Origin of the sequence: Actinomadura sp. SCN-SB (assembly GCF_043906805.1) — a bacterium.
Taxonomy (GTDB): Bacteria; Actinomycetota; Actinomycetes; order Streptosporangiales; family Streptosporangiaceae; genus Spirillospora.
This window is the reverse complement of sequence record NZ_JBIMPP010000007.1, coordinates 52,411-74,814: the sequence shown is the minus strand read 5'-3', so window position 1 is coordinate 74,814 and position 22,404 is coordinate 52,411. Positions and strand designations below refer to the sequence as shown.

Here is a 22,404-nt window from a genome sequence, read left to right as displayed (position 1 = left end):
GCCACGAGATGACCGCGACAGGTACGACACGGCTCGACGGCCGGGTCGCGCTGGTGACCGGCGGCGGAAGCGGCATCGGCCGCGCCGTCGTCGACCGCTACGTCGCCGAGGGAGCCCGCGTGGGTGTTCTCGAACGCGACCCCCGCCGGGCCGAGGCGCTCACCCGCGACCACGGCGACCGGGTCACGGTCGAGGTCGGTGACGTCAGGGCACCCGAGGCGCACGCCGCTTCGGTGGCCCGCACGCTCGACGTCCACGGCCGCCTGGACGCCTATGTCGCCAACGCGGGCGTGTACGACTACTCGGCCCGTTTCGAGGAACTCGGCGAGGACCGCATCATGGCCGGTTTCGCCGAACTGTTCGAGACGAACGTCCTCGGCTACATGCTCGGCGCGAACGCGGCGCTCCCCGCGCTGCGCGACAGCGGCGGAAGCCTCATCTTCACCGTCTCCTCCAGCGGCCTGTACGCGGGCGGCGGCGGGGCCCTGTACGTCGCGTCCAAGCACGCGGTGGTCGGGCTGGTCCGCCAGCTCGCCCACGAACTGGCCCCCGACGTCCGGGTGAACGGCGTGGCCCCGGGCGCGACGCTGACGGCGCTCGGCGGACTGGCCGCGCTCGGCACCGCCGAGCGGCGCCTGGACGCCGACGTCGGCGGGCTCGGCCGGCACATCCCGCTGGGCTTCGTCAGCGAGCCCGCCGACCACGCCGGCCTCTACGTCCTGCTCGCCGACCCGCGCGACTCCGGCTTCATGACGGGTGCCATCCTGCCGAGCGACGGCGGACTCGAGGTCCGCGGCGCGCCGCGTCGATCGAAAGGCAACCGATGAACGCGAAGCTGACGGTATCGCTCGGGCTGTGGCAGGACAGGCCCCCGCGGGAGGCGCTGGACACGGCCGCCCTCGCCGACGCCCTCGGCTTCCCGGAACTGTGGATCGGCGAGATGGCCACCTACGACGCGTTCGCCCTCGCGGTCGCGGTGGCCGCCCGGACGTCCTCGATCACACTGACGCCCGGCCCGCTGCCGGTCGCCGTCCGCGACCCCATGATGATCGCGATGGCGACGGCGTCCCTCGCCGACCTGACCGGCCGTGCCGCCGGCGTCGCGATCGGCAGCTCCAGCCCGCACGTCGTGGAGCGCTGGCACGGCCGCGAGCGCCGCGATCCACCGGCGGCCCTCGCCGAATCCGCCGAGGTCCTGCGGCACCTGCTCGCCGGGGAGCGCGCGGCCTTCGACGGCCGCACCGTCCGCGTCCAGGACTACCGGCTGCGCCTCCCGGCGCCCCGCACCCCCATCACGATCGCCGCGTTCGGGGCCGCGGCGATCCGCGTGGCCGCCCGCCACGCCGACCGCATGGTGGTCAGCCTGGTCACGGCGGAGTCGGCGGGACGGCTCGCGGCGCGGCTGCGCGCCGAGGCCGACGCGGCCGGCACCGGCGCGCCTCCGGTGGCGGCGTGGGTGCCGGTGGCCGTGGACGGCGGCCCGCGGGCATGTGAGCAGGTCCGCCGGGCCGTCGTCGGCTACCTTGCCGCACCCGGGTACGCGCGAATGTTCGAGGAGGCGGGCTTCGGCGACGTGGTCGCCCTGGCACGCAGCCGGCCCCACCCGTCCGAGCTGCTCGCCGCCGTCCCGGACGACCTGGTCCACGCGGTCGCGGCGCTCGGCGGGCCTGAGGAGGTCGCCGCGCGGCTCGCGTCCTACGCCGTCGACGAGATCGCCGTCCTGCCGTGCTGCACCGACGAGGACCCGGCGGGTGAGCACACCCTGCGAACCCTGGCCGCCTGGAGAACACCGTGAACCGGCCCGCCCTCCGCCGGATCGTCGTCGTGGGCGGCGGCCTCGCCGGGCACACCGCCGCGACCACTCTGCGGGCCGAAGGCTACGACGGCGACCTGGTCCTGCTCACCGACGAGCCGTGCCCGCCCTACGATCGGCCGCCGCTGTCAAAGGAACTGCTCGCCGGGACGGTCGACGACACCGCACTTCGCATCAGCGACGACATCGAGGTGCGCACCGGCTCATCTGCCCTCCGGCTGCTCCCCGACGCCGTCGAGACCACGACCGGCACCGAACCCTATGACGGGCTCGTCATCGCCACGGGCAGTTCCCCCGTCCGGCTCGCCGACCCGTCGCCGCGCGTCCACGAGCTGCGCACCGCGTCCGACGCGCTGCGCCTGCGGGAGGCTCTGCGCACCGCCTCCTCCGTGGCGGTCGTCGGCGCGGGCTGGATCGGCAACGAGGTCGCCACCCGGGCCGCCGCGCTGAACCTCAAGGTCACCGTGATCGACGCCGCGTCCGCCCCGCTCGCGCGGGCGCTACCCGCCGCGCTCGCTCGACACCTCATCCCCTGGTACGCCGACCTCGACATCGACCTGCGCCTGGACACCCCGGTCGACCGGGTCGACGAACGCGGCGTGCACCTGGCGTCCGGCGGGCACGTCGACGCGGATCTCGTCGTCATGGGGGTCGGCGCACGCCCGGCCACCGCCTGGCTGCGCGGCAGCGGCGTCCCGCCGGCCCTCGACGGCGCCATCGAGGCCGACGCGACCCTCCGCGCAGGCCGGGGTCGCGTCTTCGCCGCCGGGGACATCGTCCGCTGGCCTTCCCGGCTGTTCGGCGACCGGCTCCGCGTCGAACACTGGGAGCACGCCGCGGCCTCCGGCCAAGCGGCGGCCCGCAACCTCCTCGGTCTCGCCGAGCCCTACGACCCGGTGCCCTACTTCTGGTCGGAGCAACTCGGACACCGAATCCAGTACGTGGGCCATCACCGTCCGGCGGACACGTTCGTCCTGCGTGGAAACCCCGCAGGAGCGGCCCCTTGGGCGGCCCTGTGGTTCGAGGGCCCGCGCCTGCGCGCCGCACTCTCCATCGACGACCCCCGCACCGCGAGGGACGCACGACACCTCATCGCCGACCAGGTTCCCCTTTCCACCGACCGGGCCACAGACCCAAACGTCCGCCTGAACCAAACCGCCAACCTCAAGTCGTGACCCTGCTGGAGGATGTGGCCTCCAGATCCAATCGGGTGGAGACACGACGGCCGTACCGAAGCCGAGCAACTCGGTGCGGCAGGTGCTGGCGGTGGACGGCCACGTGCAGCTTCCCGTCGTCCGCCAGTAGCAGGCCGGGTTCGGCGTGCAGGTTCTTCAGCAGGTCGCAGAGGCAGATGCCTTGATGATGCGTTGGGCGGCCTCGCCGGGCTCGGTCTGGTCGGTGTGGATGCGGCATGGGGATGTTGGCGGAGTCAAGGTCGGTTTTCGTCTCGTCCCATGCGATCAGGCGCTTGGCGGTGTCGGAGTCTTCTCCGTTCGCGGCCCTCTGGACGCACACTTCGCGTGGGATCCAGAGCAGGACGGTCGTCCAGTCGAGCGGGACCGACGCGCGTAGGCGGTGCAGATCGGCGAGGTTGCCCATAACTGGAACTTGCCCGGCCTGCGTGAGGGCGTTGATCGGTCTACCGCGTAGATGTTGCCGTATCGGCGGGTCTCCACGACCAAGCGGCCAGCGACGCGCAGCGCGGCCAGCTCGTCGATCGGGACCAGGCGATAGCCGGCGGTGCGTCCCGTGCCGGTCTTGAGCTTCGGCAGCAACGCGAACCGGGCGTCCTGCCGGGTCAGCTCGGCGGTGATGGTGTCCTTCCCGCTGGTGGGCGGACCGTACAGAATCACGCCTTGCCTGCTCAAGGACCCTACGCAGGGCGTCGCGCGTCGAGTCCGCGATGCTGATCGCGGTCAACAGCTACGCCGGTCAGCCCACACCGCCATGCCGTCCCATGGGCCAGGGAAGTGAGCGCACGGCCAGTCGATGTATGCGCTCGCACATGCCTCACGCGGCTGACAAATCCTCCCTCTCACCGCGCACGATAGAGCGCCCGTGCACGGTTTCACCGATTGGAGCGGCACGCGGGTCAGCCGCACCCACTTGCAGCGTATTGGGCACGATCAACCGCCGTGAGCCGGTGACGGCCAAACAGCACGAGAGAAGCCCCCGACCGCGTATGCGCTGGTCGGGGGCCTCTTTATGATGCTTACGGGTGTGGGCAGGGGCGGGGTCGAACCGCCGACCTTCCGCTTTTCAGGCGGACGCTCGTACCGACTGAGCTACCTGCCCAGGACGCTGGTTGGCGTCTGGCGGTCCTGACGGGATTTGAACCCGCGGCCTCCACCTTGACAGGGTGGCGAGCACTCCTAACTGCTCCACAGGACCTCGTTGGTCCGAGCTTACTCGCTCGGGACGGGTGCGCCCGACCGGGGCTGGGCCGGTTCTTGGCGACCTCCGGAAGCATACGCGATGGCCGAGGGCGGCGCCAACTCGTTAACGGATACGGGTGGGGCGTATGAGGGGGCGGAGGGTGGGCCGGTTGTTCTGTATTGGGGGTGGATTTTGGGGGTGGGCACGGTTTGTTAAAAGGTGGGGGGTGGTTTTCCCGGGGCGGTAAACAGGGGGTTGAGCTGCGGTGATGGGGAAAGTGGCATTCCGGCGTTACCGGAAGGTGATGCGCGTGTGCCTGTGGCGACCGACATAGTACGGTGATCCTCATGTGTTCCGGAGGTGCGGCGCTCTAAAGTGAGAGCGTCCGCAGACCCCCTGAGGGCTGGAGACACAGGTGACGGGCAGAGCGATGGCGCGCAGCATCGGTGCCCGGCTGGACGTTCTCGGGAAGCCGCGGTCGCGTCTGGAGCTGCGGGTCCGGTGGGTGCTGTTCGTCGTCGTGGTGGTCGCGAACGTCGGCGGTGGGGGCGTGGTGCTGTTGTTCGCCACGTTCGTGGTGCCGGATCCTCCGCTGGCGGACGTGGATCGGGTGCGCCAGGTGAACACGCTGGCGTTCTTCAGCTATCCGCTGGTGGCGGGGCCGATCGCGTTGCTGCTGGGGTTGCGTCTGTGGCGTCCCGTCGTACGGCTCGCGCGGATGGGGGGCGTACCGGACGAGACGCAGCGTCGTGCGGTTCTGCTCGGGCCGTTCCGGCTGGCGCTGCTGGTCGGGGGGCTGTGGGTGGTCGGGGCCGCCGGGTGGGCGGTGCTCGATCTGCTGATGTTCAGTGCGCGGCTGGCGGTGAAGACCGGGCTGACCTGCCTGCTGGGCGCGATGACCACGTGCACGATCGTCTACCTGCTGTCGGAATGGGTGCTGCGTCCGGCGGCGTCCCTGGTGCTGGCCAGCGGGCAGCCGAACGGGCGGCCGCGCGGGATCATGCTGCCCGGCGTCACGACGCGGGTGATGCTCGCCTGGGCGCTGGGGACCGCCATCCCGGTGTTCGGGCTCATCTGCGTGGCGGTCGCGGCGCTGGTCGCGCCGGGGATCGACACCACGCAGTTAGCCGTGACGATCCTGGGGCTGGGCGGGGCGGCGCTGATCGTCGGGCTCCAGGTGACGTACATGGCGACCCGGGCGATCGCGGACCCGATCAAGTCGGTGCGCAAGGGCATGAGCCGGGTGCAGCGGGGTGATCTGCGCGCCGAGGTCCCGGTGTACGACGCAGGCGAGGTCGGACGGCTCCAGGTCGGCTTCAACCACATGGTGGCCGGGCTGCGCGAGCACGAGCGGCTGCGGGATCTCTTCGGACGGCATGTGGGCGAGGAGGTCGCGGGGCTGGCGATCGAGCGCGGCGACATCGAGCTCGGCGGGGAGACCCGCGAGGTGGCGGTGCTGTTCGTCGATCTGACCGGGTCGACAAGGCTGGCGGAGACGCGCGCGCCGGACGAGGTCGTGGGCCTGCTCAACCGGTTCTTCGGCGTCGTGGTGGACGTGGTGGCCGCGCACGGCGGCTGGATCAACAAGTTCGAGGGCGACGCCGCGCTGGCGATCTTCGGTGCGCCCGCCGAGATGGACGACGCCGCGGGCAGCGCGCTGGGCGCCGCGCGTGAGCTGGCGCGGCGGCTGCGCGCGGAGGTGCCGCAGTTGGACGCGGGGATCGGCGTGTCGGCGGGGCCGGTGGTCGCCGGCTATATCGGTGCCGAGCGGCGGTTCGAGTACACGGTGATCGGTGATCCGGTGAACGAGGCCTCCCGGCTGAGCGATCTGGCGAAGGTCTCGCCGGGACGGGTGCTGGCGTCGGGCACGGTCCATGAGCGGGCCCATGCGGGCGAGGCGGCGGCGTGGGCGGTCGGCAGGCCCGTCGCGTTACGGGGACGCCGCCGTCCGACCCACCTGGTCACGCCGCGTCCGACGACCGTGGCGGAGACGGTCGGCGTGTCGCCGCCGGTCGTGTACGGGGTCCCGGAGGCGGCGGTGTCGGCCGCGCGCCGCCTGAGGTTGCCGCGCCGGCCGCGTATCCGGCGTCCACGGCTGATCCCGCCGTCCATCCCGGTGCCGAGGATCATTCGCAGCGCGCGTGAGGCCACTCCGCCCAACCCGGCCCCCGAGGTGGACGCCGACGCCGAGGTTCAGCAGTAACACGAGTTTGGGCGTCGTGGTCATGGCTCTGATCCCCGCCATTTCATTACTCTGTGCATTGTTCTCTGCACGAAGAGTGGATAGCCATGTACCTGGCCATAAGAGGTGGCTATGTTCGGACGGCTCGGACTCGCGGTCGCCGTGCTCGCCGCCGCCACGATGATGCTGATCGCGCCCGCCGCGTCGACGTCCGTCGCGGCGGCCCTGTCCTGGGACGAGGAGGTCGTCAACATCGCGCACCGCGGCGCGTCCGCCCACGCGCCGGAGAACACCATCGCCGCGCTCAGGCTGGCGGACGTCCATGACGCCGACATGGTCGAGATCGACGTTCAGGAGACCAAGGACCACCAGCTGGTGCTCATGCACGACGTCACGCTGGCCCGCACGACCGACGCCGAGTCGGTCTACCCGGACCGGTCCCCGTGGGACGTCTCGTCGTTCACGCTTGAGGAGATCCGCGAGCTGGACGCCGGTTCGTGGTTCGGGGATCGGTACGAGGGCGAGCGCGTCCCCACCCTGCGCGAGGCGCTGAGCGCGATCCGGGACACCGATCTCGGCCTGCTGCTGGAGATCAAGGCGCCCGAGCGTTACCCGGGCATCGAACGGCGGATCGCGGACGAGCTGCGGCGGCACCCGTCCTGGCTGAGCCCGTCCGAGCTGGTCGTGCAGTCCTTCGCGGCCGGCTCGCTGCGCCGGTTCGACGAGATCATGCCGGATGTGCCGCTCGGCCTGCTCGGCGCGCCCCCGGTCGCGGACCTGCCGGAGCGGGCGCGGTTCGTCGATCTGATCAACCCGCCGCAGAGCGCCGTGGACGAGGACTACGTCGACGCCGTCCACGACCTGGGGATGGAGGTGTTCACCTGGACGGTCGACAGCGCCGCCGCGATGCGCCGCGTCATCGCCGCCGGTGTGGACGGCGTCATCACCAACAGGCCGGACGTGCTCGACGACGTCATGGACGACTGACCGGCGCCGCCCGGTATGGGTCTTTGCCGGACGCCCGGCGCGGTCTAGCGTCGGACGCATGAGCCGAGTCCACGACATGGGAGGCCAGCAGGGCTTCGGGCCCGTGCCGGTCGTCGTAGGGGACGAGCCTCCCTTCCACGCCGACTGGGAGGCGCGCGTGTTCGCCATGAGCTCCGCGCTCCTGCGCGCCGGTGCGTTCACCGTGGACGAGTTCCGCGACGCCATCGAGAACCTGCCACCGGAGACCTACCTGGAGTCGTCGTACTACGAGCGGTGGCTGATGGCCATGGAGTCGTTGCTGGAGGAGAAGGGCCTTGGCTGACCGTACGGCGCCCGCGGCGTACGAGGTGGGCGATCGGGTGCGCGTGCGCACCGTCGATCCCGACCACCACACCAGGGCGCCCCGGTACGTGCGCGGGCAGCAGGGCGAGATCGTCCTGTCCCACGGGGCGTTCGCGCTGCCGGACGACACGGCGCGCGGCATCGATCCGCCGCGCGTCGAGACCGTCTATGTCGTCCGGTTCGCGGCCCGCGACCTGTGGGGGTCCGGTACGCACACCGTGGCCGTCGACCTTTGGGAGTCCTACCTTGAGCCATGCTGACGACCCCGCCTCCCACGACCATGCCTCCCACACCGATCTGCCGGTGGCCGCGCGGGTGCGGCGGCTGGAGGAACGGGTGATCGCCGCCGGGCTGACGACGGACGAGGAGCTGGACTCCTTCCTGCGGACCTTCCTGGAGCGCGCCTCGCCGCTGAACGGGGCGCGGCTGGCGGCGCGGGCCTGGACCGATCCGGCGTTCCGTGAACTGCTGCTCGCGGACGGGAACGCGGCCGTGGCCGAGCTCGGGCTCGCCCCGGGCGACCCGGCCCGGCAGGGGTACCGCCTCCAGGTCGTGGAGAACACCCGGGACACCCACAACGTGATCGTCTGCACGCTGTGCTCGTGCTACCCGCTGTCGCTGCTGGGCCCGTCCCCGTCCTGGTACAAGAGTCACGCCTACCGGTCGAGGGTCGTCCGGGAGCCGCGTGCCGTGCTCGCCGAGTTCGGGCTCGAACTGCCCGGCGAGGTGGAGATCGCGGTCTGGGACTCCACGTCCGAGGCGCGCTACATGGTCCTGCCGCGCCGCCCGGACGGCACCGAGGATTTGGACGAGGAGCGGCTGACCGGCCTGGTCACCAGGGAGGGCCTGATCGGCACCGCCCTCGTCTGACCCGGCCGTCCCGCCCCCCGCCGGATGGCCGAGTTTTTGGGTGATCTTGGCCGATCGCCTCCCGTCGCCCGACCCCGGAGCCGCGCCCGAGGTGGTTACCTCACCGGTGGGGGGACGGTTGATCGGCGGACGCGCAAGGTCGCTACGGGCTCGCATGGCCATGAAGGCCGGTGCCGTGACGGCACTGGTCGCCATGGGGATGTTCGCGGTGCTGCTGTTCTCGATCCGGCATCAGGTGGCCGAGTACCACCAGATCCAGACCACCGGTGCCGGGTTCCGCTACATCCATCTGATCAAGAGGAACCGGCTTCCGCCGCGGCTGCCGGACGGCGGGAACCTGGCCGCGCAGGTGCTGGACGAGCGGGGAGCCGTGATCGCCGCGACCCCGAACATGGCGGGGTTGCCGCGGATGGCGACCTTCCGGCCCTCAGAGGAGACGATGTCCATCGCTCGGGAGGTCGAGGACCTTCCCGGGCCCAAAGGCCGGATGCGGGTGCGCGTCTTCCGCGTCTACCAGCCCGGCGGCGACTGGCTGGTGTACGTGGCGAACCGGAGCGTGCCCTGGTTCGTCAGCGACGAGGTCAGCACGTTCCTGCTCGCCACGGCGGTGCTGATCGGCCTGCTGGCGGGGGCGCGGACGTGGCGGACGGTCGACCGGACGCTGGCGCCGGTGGACGCCATCAGGGCGGAGCTCGCGGAGATCACCGCGACCGAGTCGGGGCGCCGCGTGCCCGTGCCGGAGTGCCGGGACGAGATCCGGTTGCTGGCCGAGACGGCCAACGCCACCCTGGACCGGCTGGACGCGGCCTTGGAGCGGCAGCGGCGCTTCACCTCCGAGGCGTCGCACGACCTGCGCAATCCGATCACGGCGGCGCGCACGCGTCTGGAGGAGGCGCTGCTGTTCCCCGAGGAGTCGGACTGGCCGCAGGTCGGCCGATCGGTACTGGAGAACCTGGAGCGGTTGCAGGCCATCGTCACCGACCTGCTCGAACTGGCCAGGCTGGACGCGGAGTCCCCGGACAAGGCCGGCGAGGTGATCGATCTTGCGGAACTGGTCGGCTCCGACCTGGAGGACCGCCAGGGGGGCATGAAGCGGATCGTCCCGCGGCTGGAGGGGGACGTGCGGGTGCGCGGTGACCGGCTGCGGCTGTCACGCCTGCTGTCCAACCTCCTGGATAACGCCGAACGGCACGCCGAGGAGGAGATCACCGTCACGGTGCGCGCGGAGGGCGACACGGCGGTCATGGAGGTGCTCGACGACGGGCAGGGCATCCCTCCGGAGCACCGCGAGCTGGTGTTCCAGCGTTTCTCCCGTCTCAAGGCGAGCCGGGAGCGCGACCCGGAGGGCACGGGTCTCGGCCTGCCCATGGCCCGTGAGATCGCCAACGTGCACAACGGCACGCTGACCATCGAGGACAGTCCCCGCGGCGCGCGTTTCGTCCTCCGCATCCCCCGCGTCACCTGATCCATGGACGCGCGGGCGGGGCCGGCCGGACGCCGCGTTCAGGCGGCGTCCGGAGGAGCGGTCGCGGCGGACAGGTGCATCCAGCCGGTCAGGTGGGATTCCTTCACGGTGCAGGTCACCTTCTGGTACGTGGCCGGGATGACGTACCCGGGAGCGTCGGCGATCACGTTCTCGTAGACGAAGGTCGAGGTGATGATGCCGAGGTCGGACTGGGTCGTGGCGAGCCAGTCCTTGAACACGGGAGCGTCCAGCAGCCGGGCGGTGTGGATGACGGCCGAGCTGGAGACGCCCTCGTCGTCCTGGGTGACGGGGCCGACGTGCAGGGCGAGCCGTAGCTGGATGCGGACGGCGGCGCTGGACCGGCGGTTGTGGGCGCGCAGGCCGGCCGCGAGCCGGGCCAGCAGCGGGTCGACCACGGCACGGGTCGGCACCTCGGGCGGCACGACGATCAGGGCACCGTCGCCGCGGTCTTCGCGGTGGCAGGCGTCCCAGGGGACCTGTGAATGTTCGAAGGCGTCGCGCAGCAGCTCGTACATCGTCCCGCGGATGGCGAGCCGGTCGTCGTCGTTGCGGTGCGGGCCGCTGAACCCGGCGATGTCGACGAACACGATGGAGCAGTTCTGCCCGGCCCAGGCACGGGACGGAACGAGGGCGTCCGCCATGGGCGCCGGCCGCTTCCAGTTGGCCGCGAGCGTCTGATGTACGGCGGGCATGGTCGGCACGGTGGGCATGCCCGGCGTCTCGCGTCCTGTCGGACGGTGGGCGCCGCCGTGCTCGACCGGAGTGGTGGTGGGCACGTAGGAGGCGGTGACGACCACGTCGGGCGGGAAGGCGACGTCGCCGGACTGGGTCATCCGTTCGTAGAGTTCCCTCTCCATGACGGCCACCACGCGGGGGTGGCGCGAGAGGAACGCCGCGAACTGCGCCGTGGTCAGGCGCAGGGTGCTGACCGTGTCGAGCGCGACGATGGTGGCCGAGCGCTGCCGCAGCATCAGGGCGGCGCGCTCGCCGATGATGTCGCCGGGGCCGCGGAAGGCGATGATGCGCTCCCGCCCGTCCCGGACCACGCTCACCCGCACATAACCGGACACGATCACGACCAGGTGGTCGGCGACGTCGCCCTCCTCCCAGAGCACCGCCCCCATCGGGTAGAGAGAGGCGCTGGCGCCCAAGGTGAGGGCCTGCCTCTCCTCCGGGGTGAGGGCGTTCCAGAACCCGCCGGTCGGCGCGTGCAAAGGCGGAGTGGGCGCGTGCATAGAAGATTGCGCTGACGGGTGCGGCGCGTGCTGGATCGAAGGGCAGTACGCGCCCAGCGCCTCACGGGTCGGCTGGGACGGGTGCGCGCGCCTGCCGAACCGCCGAGGGATCCGCCGCCCACCGTGGCCGGGCAGGTGGCCCCAGTCGCCGCTCGGAAGGCCGCCGGGAGCCATCGGGACGGACTGCGCGGGCTTGACCGGCACTCCGGGCATCGCGGGCGGGCGTCCGTCTTCCCACGGCCCGTGCGCCTGCCGGGCGGAGCCCTCGGCTCCTTCCGGAGGACGCCCGGAACGGCCGGATCGCTCGGATCGCTCGGAGTGGCCGGAGCGTTCGAGGTGCTCGGGTCGTGCGGGTAGGTCGAGCCGGCCGGGTCGGCCGGTCGCCTGGCCCAGGCGGTCCGGGTCGTGGCCATCGCGGTGCGCCGGTTCGATGATCACAGGACTCCCTTCCGCGCGGGTCGGCGGCCGGAGGTGGAGCGGCCGGGGATGGAACCGATCGTGCGAACGGGGTCTGCGGGGTTTATACCGCCGTTCGGGGCTGGATTATGGTTTGTGCGCATGTCGAGGTACATGTCAGCAACCCCTTATCCCAGCGCGACTTCTCCGGCGCTGTGGCCGCCGGTCCTCGGGCCGCCCGGTCGGGGCGGCGGGCCGATCGGAAGTCGCGGTCACCTATAGCCTGCACCGCACGCCGCGGTTAGACTTGGTGAGTCCGATAGGGCCGTTTATCCAGGTCAGCGGCCTATGTCCCGGCGGTGATCCAGGGCTTTCCCTGGTGGTTCCGGGGGCGAGGCCGATGGCCGGTCAACGGTCTTAACGGGCCCGTGGGGGTCGCCCTCCCTTTCCTTCGATCCGCTTGGCTGGCTACCGGGGATTGAAGGGGAGCGAGGGCGACTCTATTTATTTGTGGTGAAATGCCGGTATTCCGGTGTTCTTCGTGGTCTGGACGTGCCTCCTGATTCGCATGACCGGTACCGCCGCCGGCTTCGGACGCGGGGCGCGGGCCCGGGAGCCACTCCCCGCCATGACCGAGCTTCAAGATCTTTCCCTGTTTCGGCTGGCTCTTCGCTCGGTGCCGGTCCGGTCCCTGCTAATCTGCTATCTAGCACGCTACAACATAGAAGGCCGACATGCAGCAACCTGCACGCTGGATTCGCGACTTGCGCCCCCGGAACCTGCACCTCCGTGTTATGGCAAGGTCGAGTTGCGCAGATGACGGTCTGGCAGCCCCTGTTGTGGCCGATGTCCGTCTGCCAGGTGGCAAGTTGCAGGTGGCAGGTCGGTCGATGACACCGACTACATAGAGTGAGCGAAGATGGTTAGTGATCAGGGGCCCGTCGTCGAAAGCGCCCTGCTGCGAAGCGAACTCATCCGGCTCCGCAAAGAGAAGGGGATGACCCAAGAGCAGGTCGCCGCTGCCCTTGAGTGGTCGCCGTCCAAGCTCATCCGGGTGGAGGGGGGAAAGAACGCCATCACCCGCACCGACCTCCAGGCGCTGCTGATGGTCTACGGCGTGACCTCCGAGAGCCGCCAGGAGCGGCTCCAGGCCCTCGCGCGCGGCGCTCGCGCGACGGCGTGGTGGGACGCCTACAAAGGGCAGGTCAGCGATGTCTTCCTCTCCTTCATCGGATACGCCTCCGGCGCCTCCTACATCCGGCACTTCCACAACACCATCGTCCCCGGGCTGCTCCAGACCCGCGAATACGCGGAGTACTTCGTCACCGGCCGGGCGAGCGAGATGGTGCGCGCCCGCGCGGTGCGGCTGCGCCTCCAGCGGCAGGAGGAGATGGCCAAACGCGAGAACCCGCCGCGGCAGTACTACATCCTCGACGAGGCGGTCATCCGCCGCCATGTCGGCGTCAAGACCGATCCGGGCATCATGCCAAGGCAGCTGACGTCCATCGCCGACCAGGCGGAACAGCGGGACGAGCTGACCGTGCGGGTGATCCCCTTCAGCGCCGGCGCCCATCTGGGCGTGTACGGGCCGTTCACCCTGCTGGAGTTCGACGGCGGGCTCGGCGACGTCCTCTACATGGAGGGCATGATGGGGCCGAGCGCCCTGATGACCGGGGACGACGAACGGATCGCCGATTTCCGCGACGATTTCGAGACCCTGCTGGAGGAGGCGCTGCCCCAGGAGGAGTCGATCGCGCTGATGCGCCAGGTCGCCGAGGAGCTGATGAACTGATGAGCCGGCGGCCGGTCCGTGCCGGACCTGTGCCGGCCCGTGCCGCCCGTCCCTTCCTCGACCCGAATCCCAATGGAGGTGACCCCCTCGACCGGTATCCCCAAGGCGAGCAGGCCATATATCGCATGAGCTGATCTTGTGCTTCCGGAGTAGGCGGGATAACCCGGACCGTTTAGACTCATGAACGGGAAAATTTCCACAAGGTCGTGGTTAGTTATGCCCTGCTTGGCTCGGCCCGGCGGGTGTCCTGGCCCGATCGACGGTGAAACAGGCCCCGCCGGCAACGGATGGAGGGTGCCGGATGCTGGACCGGACGAATCGGGGGGTCGCGCTGAACTGGCGCAAGAGCAGCGCGAGCGGTGAGGGTCAGGATCAGGATTGCGTCGAGGTGGCGGCGGTGGATCGGTCGGTGTTGGTCCGGGACTCGCACGATCCGTCCGGTGGCATGATCGTTCTCGATTCCGTCGAGTGGCGCGCGTTCCTGAGGCGCATCGTGGACGGCGTGGCGGACCGCCGTTGAGTCCGGTGACGCCCAACGCCGTCCGATGACACCCCCGATGGTCCATGGAGCGGAACAACGTGGTGGTCGCATTTTCACTTTGAGTGATCATTGGGGAGTGTGTGTCCATTCCGGTGCGTTGGATTGACCGCCGGGAATGGCTGTGGGGACATCGGCCGCATGGCCCGCCCGCGAGGGCGCTCGCGGGACGGGGCGGTGGTGCCTCTAGCCTGGTCCTGACCGTGGAGGGGCGCGGAAACGCGACCAGGGGAGGGGCGACCGTTGTGGGAGCAGGCCGGGCGATGTCATCCAGGGCCGGGGAACGGCTGTCGGCGGCGTTGCCCGGGGTGTTCCGCACCGATCTGACCGCCCGTACGGCGTACTCGTCGGACGCGTCGGTCTACCGGAAGGTGCCGGTGGCGGTGGCCGAGGTCCGGTCCGCCGAGGATCTCGCGCGGGTGGTGGAGCTGGCGGCGGCCGAGGGGCTGCCGGTCACGGCCCGTGGCGGCGGCACGTCCATCGCGGGCAACTCGGTCGGCCCCGGCATCGTGGTCGACACCTCGCGCCGGTTCAACCGGATTCTGTCGATCGACCCGGAGTCCCGCACGGCGGTGGTGCAGCCGGGCGTGATCCTGGACGACCTGCGTGCCGCGGCGGGACGGTACGGGCTCACGTTCGGGCCCGACCCCTCCAGCCATTCGCGCTGCACGATCGGCGGGATGATCGGCAACAACGCGTGCGGGTCGCACAGCGTTGCGTGGGGTATCACGTCCGACAACGTGCAGGCGCTCAGGCTGCTGCTGCCGGGCGGACGCGAACTGGCCGCAGGACGCGGCACCAGCGGCGATCCCCGGGTAGACGCGGAGCTGACCCGGCTACGGGACGCGCACCTGAGCCCGTTCCGGACAGAGCTGGGCCGGTTCAGCCGGCAGGTGGCCGGGTACGGGCTGCACCACCTTCTGCCCGAGAACGGCTTCGACGTGGCGAAGGCGCTGGTGGGAAGCGAGGGCACGTGCGGCCTTCTCACCGAGGCGACCGTACGGCTCGTCCCGGTGCCGAAGGCGCGTGCGCTGGCCGTCATGGGATTCCCGGACGTCTACATAGCGGCCGAGCTCGCGCCCTTCGCCGCCAGGGCGGGAGCGCTCACCGTGGAGGGCATGGCGTCCGATCTCCTTACCGCGTTGCGCGCTCAGCCTGGACGTTCCAAAGCGGGGGCGGATCTCCCTGAAGGGGGAGGCTGGCTGTACTGCGAGGTCGGCGGCGATTCCGTCGCGTCCGCGCAGGAGGCGGCGCATGGGCTCGTGGAGGCCGTGCGGGGCCGTTTCCCTGGCGCGACGGCCGTCGTGGTGGACGAGCCCGCGCGCATGAGGGCGTTGTGGTGGATCCGTGAGGCGGGTGCGGGAATCGTCACGCGCCTCCCCGATGGCGGTGAGGCGTGGCCGGGCTGGGAGGACTCGGCGGTACCGGCCGATCGCCTGGCCGACTACCTGCGCGGCCTGTACGCGCTGATGCGAGAGCAGGGTTTCCGCGGTGTCCCCTACGGCCACTTCGGCGAGGGGTGCCTTCATCTCCGCGTGGACTTCGGCTTGGACGAGCCACGCGGTGTGGCCCGCTACCGGGACTTCATGGAGGCGGCCACGGATCTGGTCCTCACCTACGGCGGTTCCATCTCGGGCGAGCATGGCGACGGACGGGCACGCTCGGAGCTGTTGCCCAAGATGTACTCGCCCGAACTGATGAAAGCCTTCGGGACGTTCAAAGCCGTCTTCGACCCTGAAGGCAGGTTCAACCCGGGCGTGATGGTGGACCCCGCTCCCATGGACGCCGACCTGCGGCCTGGACCCGGACGGGACACCCTGTCGGTCACCCCCGTGCACGCCCTCAGCCGCGACGGCGGTTCATTCGCGGCCGCCGTTCACCGCTGCGTGGGCGTCGGCGCATGCCGCAACCTCGAAACAGGCGCGATGTGCCCTTCGTTCAAGGTGACCCGGGACGAGGTGCACTCCACGCGGGGCCGCGCCCGCGTCCTGGCCGAGATGCTGCGCGGGGAAAGCCTGGTGGACGGGTGGCGTTCCAAGGAAGTCCATGACGCCCTGGACCTGTGCCTGTCGTGCAAGGCATGTGCCAGCGACTGCCCGGTGAACGTGGACATGGCCACCTACAAGGCGGAGTTCCTGCACCGGCACTATGCGGGACGCCTTCGTCCCCTGGCGCACTACTCGATGGGCTGGCTGCCGCTGTGGTCGCGCATGGTGACCGGGGCACCGGGCTTGGCGCGTGCGGCGAACGCGGCGCTCGGCCTACGTCCGGTCGCGGCGGCGGCCAAGAAGCTGGCGGGAGTGGAGCCGCGCAGGGACATGATCCGGTTCGCCGAGGAGCCGCTCCGAGACTGGTTCCGAGGGCGGCCGGGTCAGCGGAGGCCCAGCCGGTCCGGCCGTACGGGCAAGGTGGTGCTGTGGCCGGACACCTTCACCAACTTCCACCAGCCGCACGTAGGCAGAGCGGCAGTCCACGTGCTTGAGGCCCTGGGCTACGAGGTCCTGATGCCGCCCGGACGGGTCTGCTGCGGCCTCACCTGGCACTCCACAGGTCAGCTCAAGGTGACCCAGCGCGTCCTGAAGCGCACCCTGGACATCCTGGAACCGGCCCTGAACGCGGGGCTCCCCATCATCGGGCTCGAACCGTCCTGCACGGTCATGCTCCGCGACGAGGCCACCGAGCTGCTCCCGGACGACCCGCGCGCCAAGCGACTCAGCGCCGGCACCGTGACCCTCGCGGAACTCGTCATCTCCCACGACGGCGAAGGCGACGAGTGGCCCTTCAAGCGCCTGGACGCCGACGCCGTCGCCCAAGTCCATTGCCACCAGGAGGCGAAGGGTTCCTACGACCCTGACCGCGCCGTCCTGGAACGCCTGGGGGTCGCGCCGGACGTGATCGGGGCGGGCTGCTGCGGCCTGGCCGGCAATTTCGGTTTCGAGCCCGGCCACTGGGATGTCTCCCAGGCGTGCGCGGAGCGCGAGCTGTATCCCAAGGTGCGCGCCGCCGGTGACGACGACCTGGTGCTTGCCGATGGCTTCTCCTGCCGGACGCAGATCGCCCAAGGCACGGGTGCCCGCGCCCTCCACCTCGCCGAAGTCCTCCACCGCGCCCTGTAGAGCGCGTAAGAGGTCAGCGGCCTTCGGCGGCGTGGTGCAGTTCCGTCGTGAGGTCGTCCAGCCGCGGTCCCAGGTCGGTGGGGCGGATGAGGGCGTCATGGAGGTTGGACTGGAAGACGCCGGAGACCCGGTGGTAGTAGGGGCTCGGACCGCGGTTCCTGGAGTCCTCGATGGCGTCACGGATGATGCGCAGGTGTGGGTGCGCGGCCTGAAGGGCCGGGTCTTCGTAGAGGGCCTTGCGGCTGGGCGCGAACCCGGCGCCGCTGAAGAGGACGCGCTCGCTCTCCTCGCTGGAGAGGTAGCGGAGGAAGCGCAGTGCGGTGGCGCGGTGCTGCGAGCACTTGGAGATGGCGAGATTCCAGCCGCCCAGGGCCGAGGGCGTCGGCAGCCGGGCGACGTCGAACTTGCCCGCGACGTAGGAGTTCTCCGCGCTCAGCAGTTCGTAGGCGTACGTCCAGTTGCGCATGAACAGGGCACGGCCGTCCTGGAACTCGCTGCGGGTGCCCTCCTCGTTGAAGTCGGTGGTCTTCGCGGGGATCCAGCCTTCCCGCACGCCCTGGACGAGCCGTCCGAAGCCGCGGGCGATGCCCTCACGGGATCCGGTGACCTCGCCGTCCGCACCCAGGATGGTGCCGCCCGTGTCCCAGATCGACTCCATGACGTTGACGGTGAAGCCTTCGTACCGGTCGAGCTGCGTGACGTACCCCTGCAGATTGTGGGCGGGCGCGATGGTGCGGGCCTGGTTTCTCAGCTGCTCCCAGGTCCTGGGGACGGGCGCGGTGCCGAGGGCGTCCTTGCGGTAGTAGAGGAGGCCCACGTCCGCGCGCAGCGGCACGGCGTACAGCCTGCCGCCGTAGCGGCCGCTGTCGATCGGCTTGCGCAGGAACGCGTCGTGGTCGACGTCGTCCTCGTCCAGGGGCAGGATGTGACCCCAGCGCGCGAACTCGGCCGTCCACACCACATCGACCGTGATGACGTCGTAGCAGACCGGGCCGAGGGCGGCGGAGGCGTCCACCGAGGCGGCGTCCTGCGCGTGCGTCATCATCTGCGCGCGCACGTCGGTGGTGGACTCGGCGAGCTCGACGTGCTCGACCCGTTCACCGGGATGGCGGCGGTTCCACTCCTCGACCAGGCGCCTGATCTGGGAGCCGCGGCTGGTGTCGTGGCCGTCGGCGAAGTAGATCGGGCCGGTGCCGTCCATCGGGACGTCCGCGCCGAGCGAGCACGCGGCGACCGGCGCCGCCACGAGCGCGGCGATCAGCGCGGCGAGCCAGGGTGGTCGGGGCATGTGCGGTCCTCGTGGTGCCGGGATGGGTCGGGGATCAGGGCGGGGTGCCCCAGAGGCCGGCGGCGATGCCGTCCAGGGCGCGGCGCATCGTGGTCATGCCGTCGATCTCGTAGCAGGCGCCGCCGGCGGCCTGGGTGACCTGGTCGAGCCCCGCCGCGCAGCTCTCGGGGTGGAACGCGATCACGTACAGCCGGACCGGGGTGCCGGTGGACAGGTCGTCGGCGAGCGCCGCGGCCTCGGAGGCGTCGCCGCCGGCGTCGGCGCCGTGGGCGAGGACGATGACGGCACGGGTGGTCTCGTCCGGGGCCGTGCCGCCGCGGGAACGCATCTCCCGTACGGCGGCGCGGATGGCCGCGTACAGGTCGGGCTCGCCCTCGGACGGGCGCAGGCCCTCCAGCCGCCTGGTCAGGTCGGCGATGCGCCCGGAGTCGGGAGGGCCGACCGGGACGAGGGAACGCCGGTCCACGTCCTCCGCGAACCGCCAGAGTCCGATCTGGTCGCGGGCGCCCATGAGCCGGCGCGCCAGCCCGATCGCGTCGGCGGCGGCCGCCACGCGGGTGCCCTTGATGTACGGGAACGGCGCGGCCATCCGCTCGGAGACGTCGACGGCGAACAGCACCTGCGCCGACTTGCGGGCCTTGTTCCAGGCGTCCAGCAGCGGCCCGTCATGGTACCGGCCGGCCAGGTTCACGGCGCCGACCACGGACGGGATGGCGTCCCAGCGGGTGGTCGTGTTGCCCGTGTCGTCCCGGTAGCCCTGCTCCTTGAAGCGCTCGCGCGCCTCGGGACGCAGCAGGTACGCCTGGAAGGCGTCGATGATCCGGCGGCGGGACGGGGCCGGCGGCGGGGTCCGCGTGATCACGACGAAGGGGTGGTCGAGTTCGGGCATGCCGTCCTCGGCGTAGAACGGGAGCAGCTCGGGCTGCCGGGACGGGTCACCGCAAGCGCCTCCGGCCTCGCCGCCGCCCAGCGGCGCGCCGAAGTGGTAGTCGATGAGCGACTTCTCCGACACGAATAACGCGGTGCGCCGCAGATCGCCCGCCGTTCGCGCGTCCTGCCGCGGGGCGGTGCCGATCTGCGGCACGCCGGTCTGCGGCGCGCCCGTCTCCGGCGCCCCGGTCTGTGGAGCTCCGGCCGGCGGCGGGATGGTGCCTTGGGCGTCGCTTTGGGACGATCCACGCATCGCGCACAGGAGTTTGCCCGGCTCGTCCTCCTCACGGGCGATCGACTGCTCCACCGCGTGCAGCCGCCCGGCCGCGTCCCCCCGCGTCAGCGCGGCCTCGTTCAGCACCTTCTGGCCGAGCGCGGCCTGGTAGAGCGCCACGGTCGCCGCGAGCCCGGTGCTGGACGAGCGCGGCGCCGCGCGGCCGAACGCGTACCCCCTGCCCGGCCAGGTGAGCGCGTCCTTCCAGGTGGTGGTGGAGCCGCTGAGCGACAGCTCGCGGGCCATCCGCGCGGGCACCGCCAGCACCAGCCGGGACGTGGTGATCGACCGTTCGGCCTCCAGCCGCACGGTGCCGATCCGGTTCTCCCGCAGCGCCTCGCGGACCTGCTCGACCTCCAGCGACGAGTCGGGCAGCCAGACGTCCGCCTCGTCCAGCATCTCGCGCGGGTCGCGGGTCAGCCAGCCCTGCCGCAGCGCCTCCCGCGCGCCGCCCGGGTACGAGCCGGCGACCACGTTCACGTCGGCCATGCGGCAGCCGTCCGCGTCGCGGGTGTCGTCCTCGAACCGCAGGGCGAGATCGCGGATCAGCGCCTCCTTCTCCGCGGACACTCGCACCCGGATCTGGACGGGTGGGTTGTCGCAGGTCGCGGGCGTGTTCTCGCCCGGGGCCACGGCCAGCGGGACGGCCACCGCCGCCAGCGCCGCCGCGGCCCGCACCGGCCGCGGCGGCGTGGCGGGCCACCACGGCAGGGACGGGACGGCCCGCCTGACGGCCGTCGCCTCGGCGTGCGTGAAGAACCGGACGAGCGCCTCGCCCTCCCCGGCGTCCCGCACCGACACGGCCAGCCGGCGGTACCTCTCCGGCTCGTAGCGCGGATCCTGCCGGATGACGCTGCGGTGGAACCATTCCGAGGTGATGACGCCGAGGCTGGAGTCCGACTCGTCGAAGAGGGCCTTGAACTCGGGCGCGTCCAGGAGCCGGGCGGTGTAGTCCATGGCGTTGCCGCTGACGCCGTGCGTGTCGAAGTGCACCTCGCCCGCGTGCAGCGCGACGCGCAGCTTGATGGTGGTGCCCTCGGTCGCGTTCTTGTTGTAGGCGTCGAGCGCGCTCGCCAGGTGGGGAAGGGCGTCCACCAGGCGGCTCTTCGGGAGGGACGGCCACAGCAGCCAGAACGCGCCGTCCCCGCGGTCCTCCTGGTGGCGGTGGAAGCGGTTGTTGAAATTATGGAACGGCAACCGGGCACGGCGGAACGCCCGGCGCACCGACCCGTACATGGCCGCGCGGACGTCCTGCCGGTCGATGTCGGAGCGGCGCGGGTCGCTCGAATGGGCGATGTCCACCCAGAAGATCGAGCGGTGTTGCGGTTCCGTGCTGGGGGGCATGGGTCTCGGCTTGGGTGGGCGCAGGGGACGACCCCATGGAGGGCGAGCGGGGTTCGCCGCGGCGGGTCGGCGGCACCGCGGCCATCGCCTTCTGCATCGTAGTGCGCACGGGCGAGTCGCGGTGGCGTCAGTCGAGGGGGACGCCGGACCGGACGACCAGGCGGGGCGCCGACTCGTCCCAGAGCACGTCCGGGCTCTCCAGCGGGTTGCGGGGAAGGATCAGCAGGTCGGCGGCGGCGCCGATCTCGACGCGGCCCAGGTCGGCGCGGTTGAGAAGGCTGGCGTTCACCGAGGTCGCCGAGCGCAGGCAGGCCAGCGTCCCGGATGCCTCGGCCTGGAGGCGCAGCCCCGCCAGTTGCTCGTCCTCCAGGTCGCCCATCAGGTCGGTGCCGAAGCCGACGGGGACGCCCGCCTTGTGGGCCAGCTCGACGGCGCGCTTGCCGGCGTGCAGCACCTCCTCGTTCTTGACGCGTCCCACCGGCGGCAGGCCCACCTCGTCGGCGCGGCGGCTCATCGCGTCGTAGGTGACCAGGGTCGGGACGAGGTAGGCGTTGTGCTGGGCCATCAGCCGGGCGGTGGCCTCGTCGAGCAGGTTGCCGTGCTCGATGGAACGGACGCCGTTGACCAGCGAGTGCCTGATCGCCTCGGGTGAGTAGGCGTGCGCGGCCACATAGCTGTCGCGGCGAGCGGCCTCGCCGGTCACGGCCTGGATCTCCTCGGGCGAGTACTGCGGTGACCGGATCGGATCGGTCGGCGACACCACCCCGCCCGAGGACATGATCTTGATGGCGTGGGCGCCGCGGCGGAACCGGTCCCGGACCGCGACGCGCAGCGCGTCCACCCCGTCCACGACCTCGTTCATGTGCCGGCCGTGCAGGCAGACGTCCAGGTCGGCGGGGCGGCCGTCGCCGTGCCCCCCGGTCTGGCTGAGCGCGGGCCCGGTGTAGAGGTAGCGGGGCGAGGCGATCAGCCCGGTCGTGACGGCCTTGGCGAGCCCGGGGTCGCCGCCCGCCACGTCCCGCACGGTCGTGAAGCCGCGGCGCAGCGCCCTGCCCAGCCGCCGGGCGCCCCGCAGCGCGACGTAGCTCAGCGGCGCGGCGTCGAACTCGAAGGCGTGCAGCGAGATCCCGTACGCGTGGAAGTGCGCGTCGATCAGTCCGGGCAGCACCGTCCGGCCGCGCGCCTCGATCACCCGTTCCGCCCTGGTCACCCGGTCGCCGATCTCGGTGACGACACCGTCGCGGACGTACAGCGACGCCTCGGTGAGCTCGGCCGACCAGCCGTCGAAGATCAGGGCGTCGGTGATGGTCAGCTCGCTCATACGGTGCCTCCTCGGCCGAACGGGTCCGTGCGCGGGAACGGCGCGGCGGAACCGCGATCGCCGCGCCGTCACGCCGACATCATGGCGCAGACCTGCGACAGGGTGCCCGAGGCT

17 protein-coding genes and 2 tRNA genes are annotated in these 22,404 nt (G+C 71.3%); 12 read left to right on the top strand and 7 right to left on the bottom strand.

The features are described 5' to 3' along the window. Positions 1–8: 8 nt before the first annotated feature. From hcaB to ACGWYJ_RS06660, 3 genes are read left to right on the top strand one after another with little or no spacing between them, the layout of a single operon-like run. Positions 9–827: a 3-(cis-5,6-dihydroxycyclohexa-1,3-dien-1-yl)propanoate dehydrogenase gene (gene hcaB, locus ACGWYJ_RS06670; protein WP_395104686.1), complete on the top strand. Its 819-nt coding sequence runs from the start codon at positions 9–11 to the stop codon at positions 825–827. Then, the gene (locus ACGWYJ_RS06665; RefSeq protein ID WP_395104685.1) at positions 824–1,795 is read left to right on the top strand and encodes an LLM class F420-dependent oxidoreductase; all 972 of its coding nucleotides are present in this window, start codon (positions 824–826) and stop codon (positions 1,793–1,795) included. The genes hcaB and ACGWYJ_RS06665 overlap by 4 nt, the downstream gene beginning before the upstream one ends. Continuing rightward, positions 1,792–2,988 (top strand): NAD(P)/FAD-dependent oxidoreductase, encoded by a 1,197-nt coding sequence (locus ACGWYJ_RS06660; RefSeq protein WP_395104684.1) that lies wholly within the window; start codon positions 1,792–1,794, stop codon positions 2,986–2,988. The genes ACGWYJ_RS06665 and ACGWYJ_RS06660 overlap by 4 nt, the downstream gene beginning before the upstream one ends. Here ACGWYJ_RS06660 and ACGWYJ_RS06655 read toward each other — a convergent pair. The 3 genes from ACGWYJ_RS06655 to ACGWYJ_RS06645 form a co-directional block, all read right to left on the bottom strand. Then, entirely contained in the window at positions 2,978–3,412 is a 435-nt protein-coding gene (locus ACGWYJ_RS06655; protein ID WP_395104683.1) for a hypothetical protein, read from the bottom strand. The genes ACGWYJ_RS06660 and ACGWYJ_RS06655 overlap by 11 nt on opposite strands. Before the next feature lie 622 nt (positions 3,413–4,034). Beyond that, positions 4,035–4,108: transfer RNA gene (locus tag ACGWYJ_RS06650), tRNA-Phe, on the bottom strand. Between the two features lie 18 nt (positions 4,109–4,126). Next, a tRNA-Asp gene (locus tag ACGWYJ_RS06645) sits at positions 4,127–4,204 on the bottom strand. Positions 4,205–4,604: 400 nt separating this feature from the next. Between ACGWYJ_RS06645 and ACGWYJ_RS06640 the strand changes: the two genes are divergently transcribed. The 6 genes from ACGWYJ_RS06640 to ACGWYJ_RS06615 all read left to right on the top strand — a co-directional run bounded on the left by ACGWYJ_RS06640 (position 4,605) and on the right by ACGWYJ_RS06615 (position 10,035). Further along, positions 4,605–6,392: an adenylate/guanylate cyclase domain-containing protein gene (locus ACGWYJ_RS06640; protein ID WP_395104682.1), complete on the top strand. Its 1,788-nt coding sequence runs from the start codon at positions 4,605–4,607 to the stop codon at positions 6,390–6,392. Between the two features lie 111 nt (positions 6,393–6,503). Beyond that, positions 6,504–7,358 carry a glycerophosphodiester phosphodiesterase gene (locus ACGWYJ_RS06635; protein ID WP_395104681.1) on the top strand — a complete coding sequence of 285 codons (855 nt, stop codon included), beginning with the start codon at positions 6,504–6,506 and terminating at the stop codon, positions 7,356–7,358. Positions 7,359–7,416: 58 nt separating this feature from the next. Next, positions 7,417–7,680 (top strand): hypothetical protein, encoded by a 264-nt coding sequence (locus tag ACGWYJ_RS06630; protein ID WP_395104680.1) that lies wholly within the window; start codon positions 7,417–7,419, stop codon positions 7,678–7,680. Then, the gene (locus ACGWYJ_RS06625) at positions 7,673–7,960 is read left to right on the top strand and encodes an SH3-like domain-containing protein (RefSeq protein WP_395104679.1); all 288 of its coding nucleotides are present in this window, start codon (positions 7,673–7,675) and stop codon (positions 7,958–7,960) included. The genes ACGWYJ_RS06630 and ACGWYJ_RS06625 overlap by 8 nt, the downstream gene beginning before the upstream one ends. Next, entirely contained in the window at positions 7,947–8,570 is a 624-nt protein-coding gene (nthA, locus tag ACGWYJ_RS06620) for a nitrile hydratase subunit alpha (RefSeq protein WP_395104678.1), read from the top strand. Before ACGWYJ_RS06625 ends, nthA begins: the two co-directional genes overlap by 14 nt. A 154-nt stretch (positions 8,571–8,724) precedes the next feature. Further along, positions 8,725–10,035 carry a sensor histidine kinase gene (locus ACGWYJ_RS06615; RefSeq protein ID WP_395104677.1) on the top strand — a complete coding sequence of 437 codons (1,311 nt, stop codon included), beginning with the start codon at positions 8,725–8,727 and terminating at the stop codon, positions 10,033–10,035. A gap of 38 nt (positions 10,036–10,073) precedes the next feature. On the opposite strand, the gene ACGWYJ_RS06610 is transcribed toward ACGWYJ_RS06615, so the two are convergent. Next, complete coding sequence (locus ACGWYJ_RS06610; protein ID WP_395104676.1) at positions 10,074–11,729, bottom strand: cyclic nucleotide-binding domain-containing protein; 1,656 nt, start codon at positions 11,727–11,729, stop codon at positions 10,074–10,076. A gap of 877 nt (positions 11,730–12,606) precedes the next feature. Here ACGWYJ_RS06610 and ACGWYJ_RS06605 point away from each other — a divergent pair. The 3 genes from ACGWYJ_RS06605 (at position 12,607) to ACGWYJ_RS06595 (ending at position 17,133) form a co-directional block, all read left to right on the top strand. Continuing rightward, complete coding sequence (locus ACGWYJ_RS06605) at positions 12,607–13,479, top strand: helix-turn-helix domain-containing protein (RefSeq protein WP_395104675.1); 873 nt, start codon at positions 12,607–12,609, stop codon at positions 13,477–13,479. A 301-nt stretch (positions 13,480–13,780) separates the two neighbouring features. Then, positions 13,781–13,999, top strand: coding sequence for a DUF397 domain-containing protein (locus ACGWYJ_RS06600; protein ID WP_395104674.1), 219 nt, complete (start codon positions 13,781–13,783; stop codon positions 13,997–13,999). A 281-nt stretch (positions 14,000–14,280) separates the two neighbouring features. Further along, positions 14,281–17,133, top strand: a complete 2,853-nt coding sequence (locus ACGWYJ_RS06595) for an FAD-binding and (Fe-S)-binding domain-containing protein (protein WP_395104673.1) — start codon at positions 14,281–14,283, stop codon at positions 17,131–17,133. A 13-nt stretch (positions 17,134–17,146) separates the two neighbouring features. Here the strand turns inward: ACGWYJ_RS06595 and ACGWYJ_RS06590 are convergent, their stop codons facing one another. The 3 genes from ACGWYJ_RS06590 to ACGWYJ_RS06580 form a co-directional block, all read right to left on the bottom strand. Further along, the gene (locus tag ACGWYJ_RS06590) at positions 17,147–18,421 is read right to left on the bottom strand and encodes an ABC transporter substrate-binding protein (protein ID WP_395104672.1); all 1,275 of its coding nucleotides are present in this window, start codon (positions 18,419–18,421) and stop codon (positions 17,147–17,149) included. 34 nt (positions 18,422–18,455) lie between these two features. Further along, a complete protein-coding gene (locus ACGWYJ_RS06585) occupies positions 18,456–20,969 on the bottom strand; it encodes a substrate-binding domain-containing protein (protein ID WP_395104671.1) in 2,514 nt (837 codons plus the stop codon). Positions 20,970–21,096: 127 nt separating this feature from the next. Continuing rightward, positions 21,097–22,290, bottom strand: coding sequence for an amidohydrolase family protein (locus ACGWYJ_RS06580; RefSeq protein WP_395104670.1), 1,194 nt, complete (start codon positions 22,288–22,290; stop codon positions 21,097–21,099). Positions 22,291–22,404 lie beyond the last annotated feature (114 nt).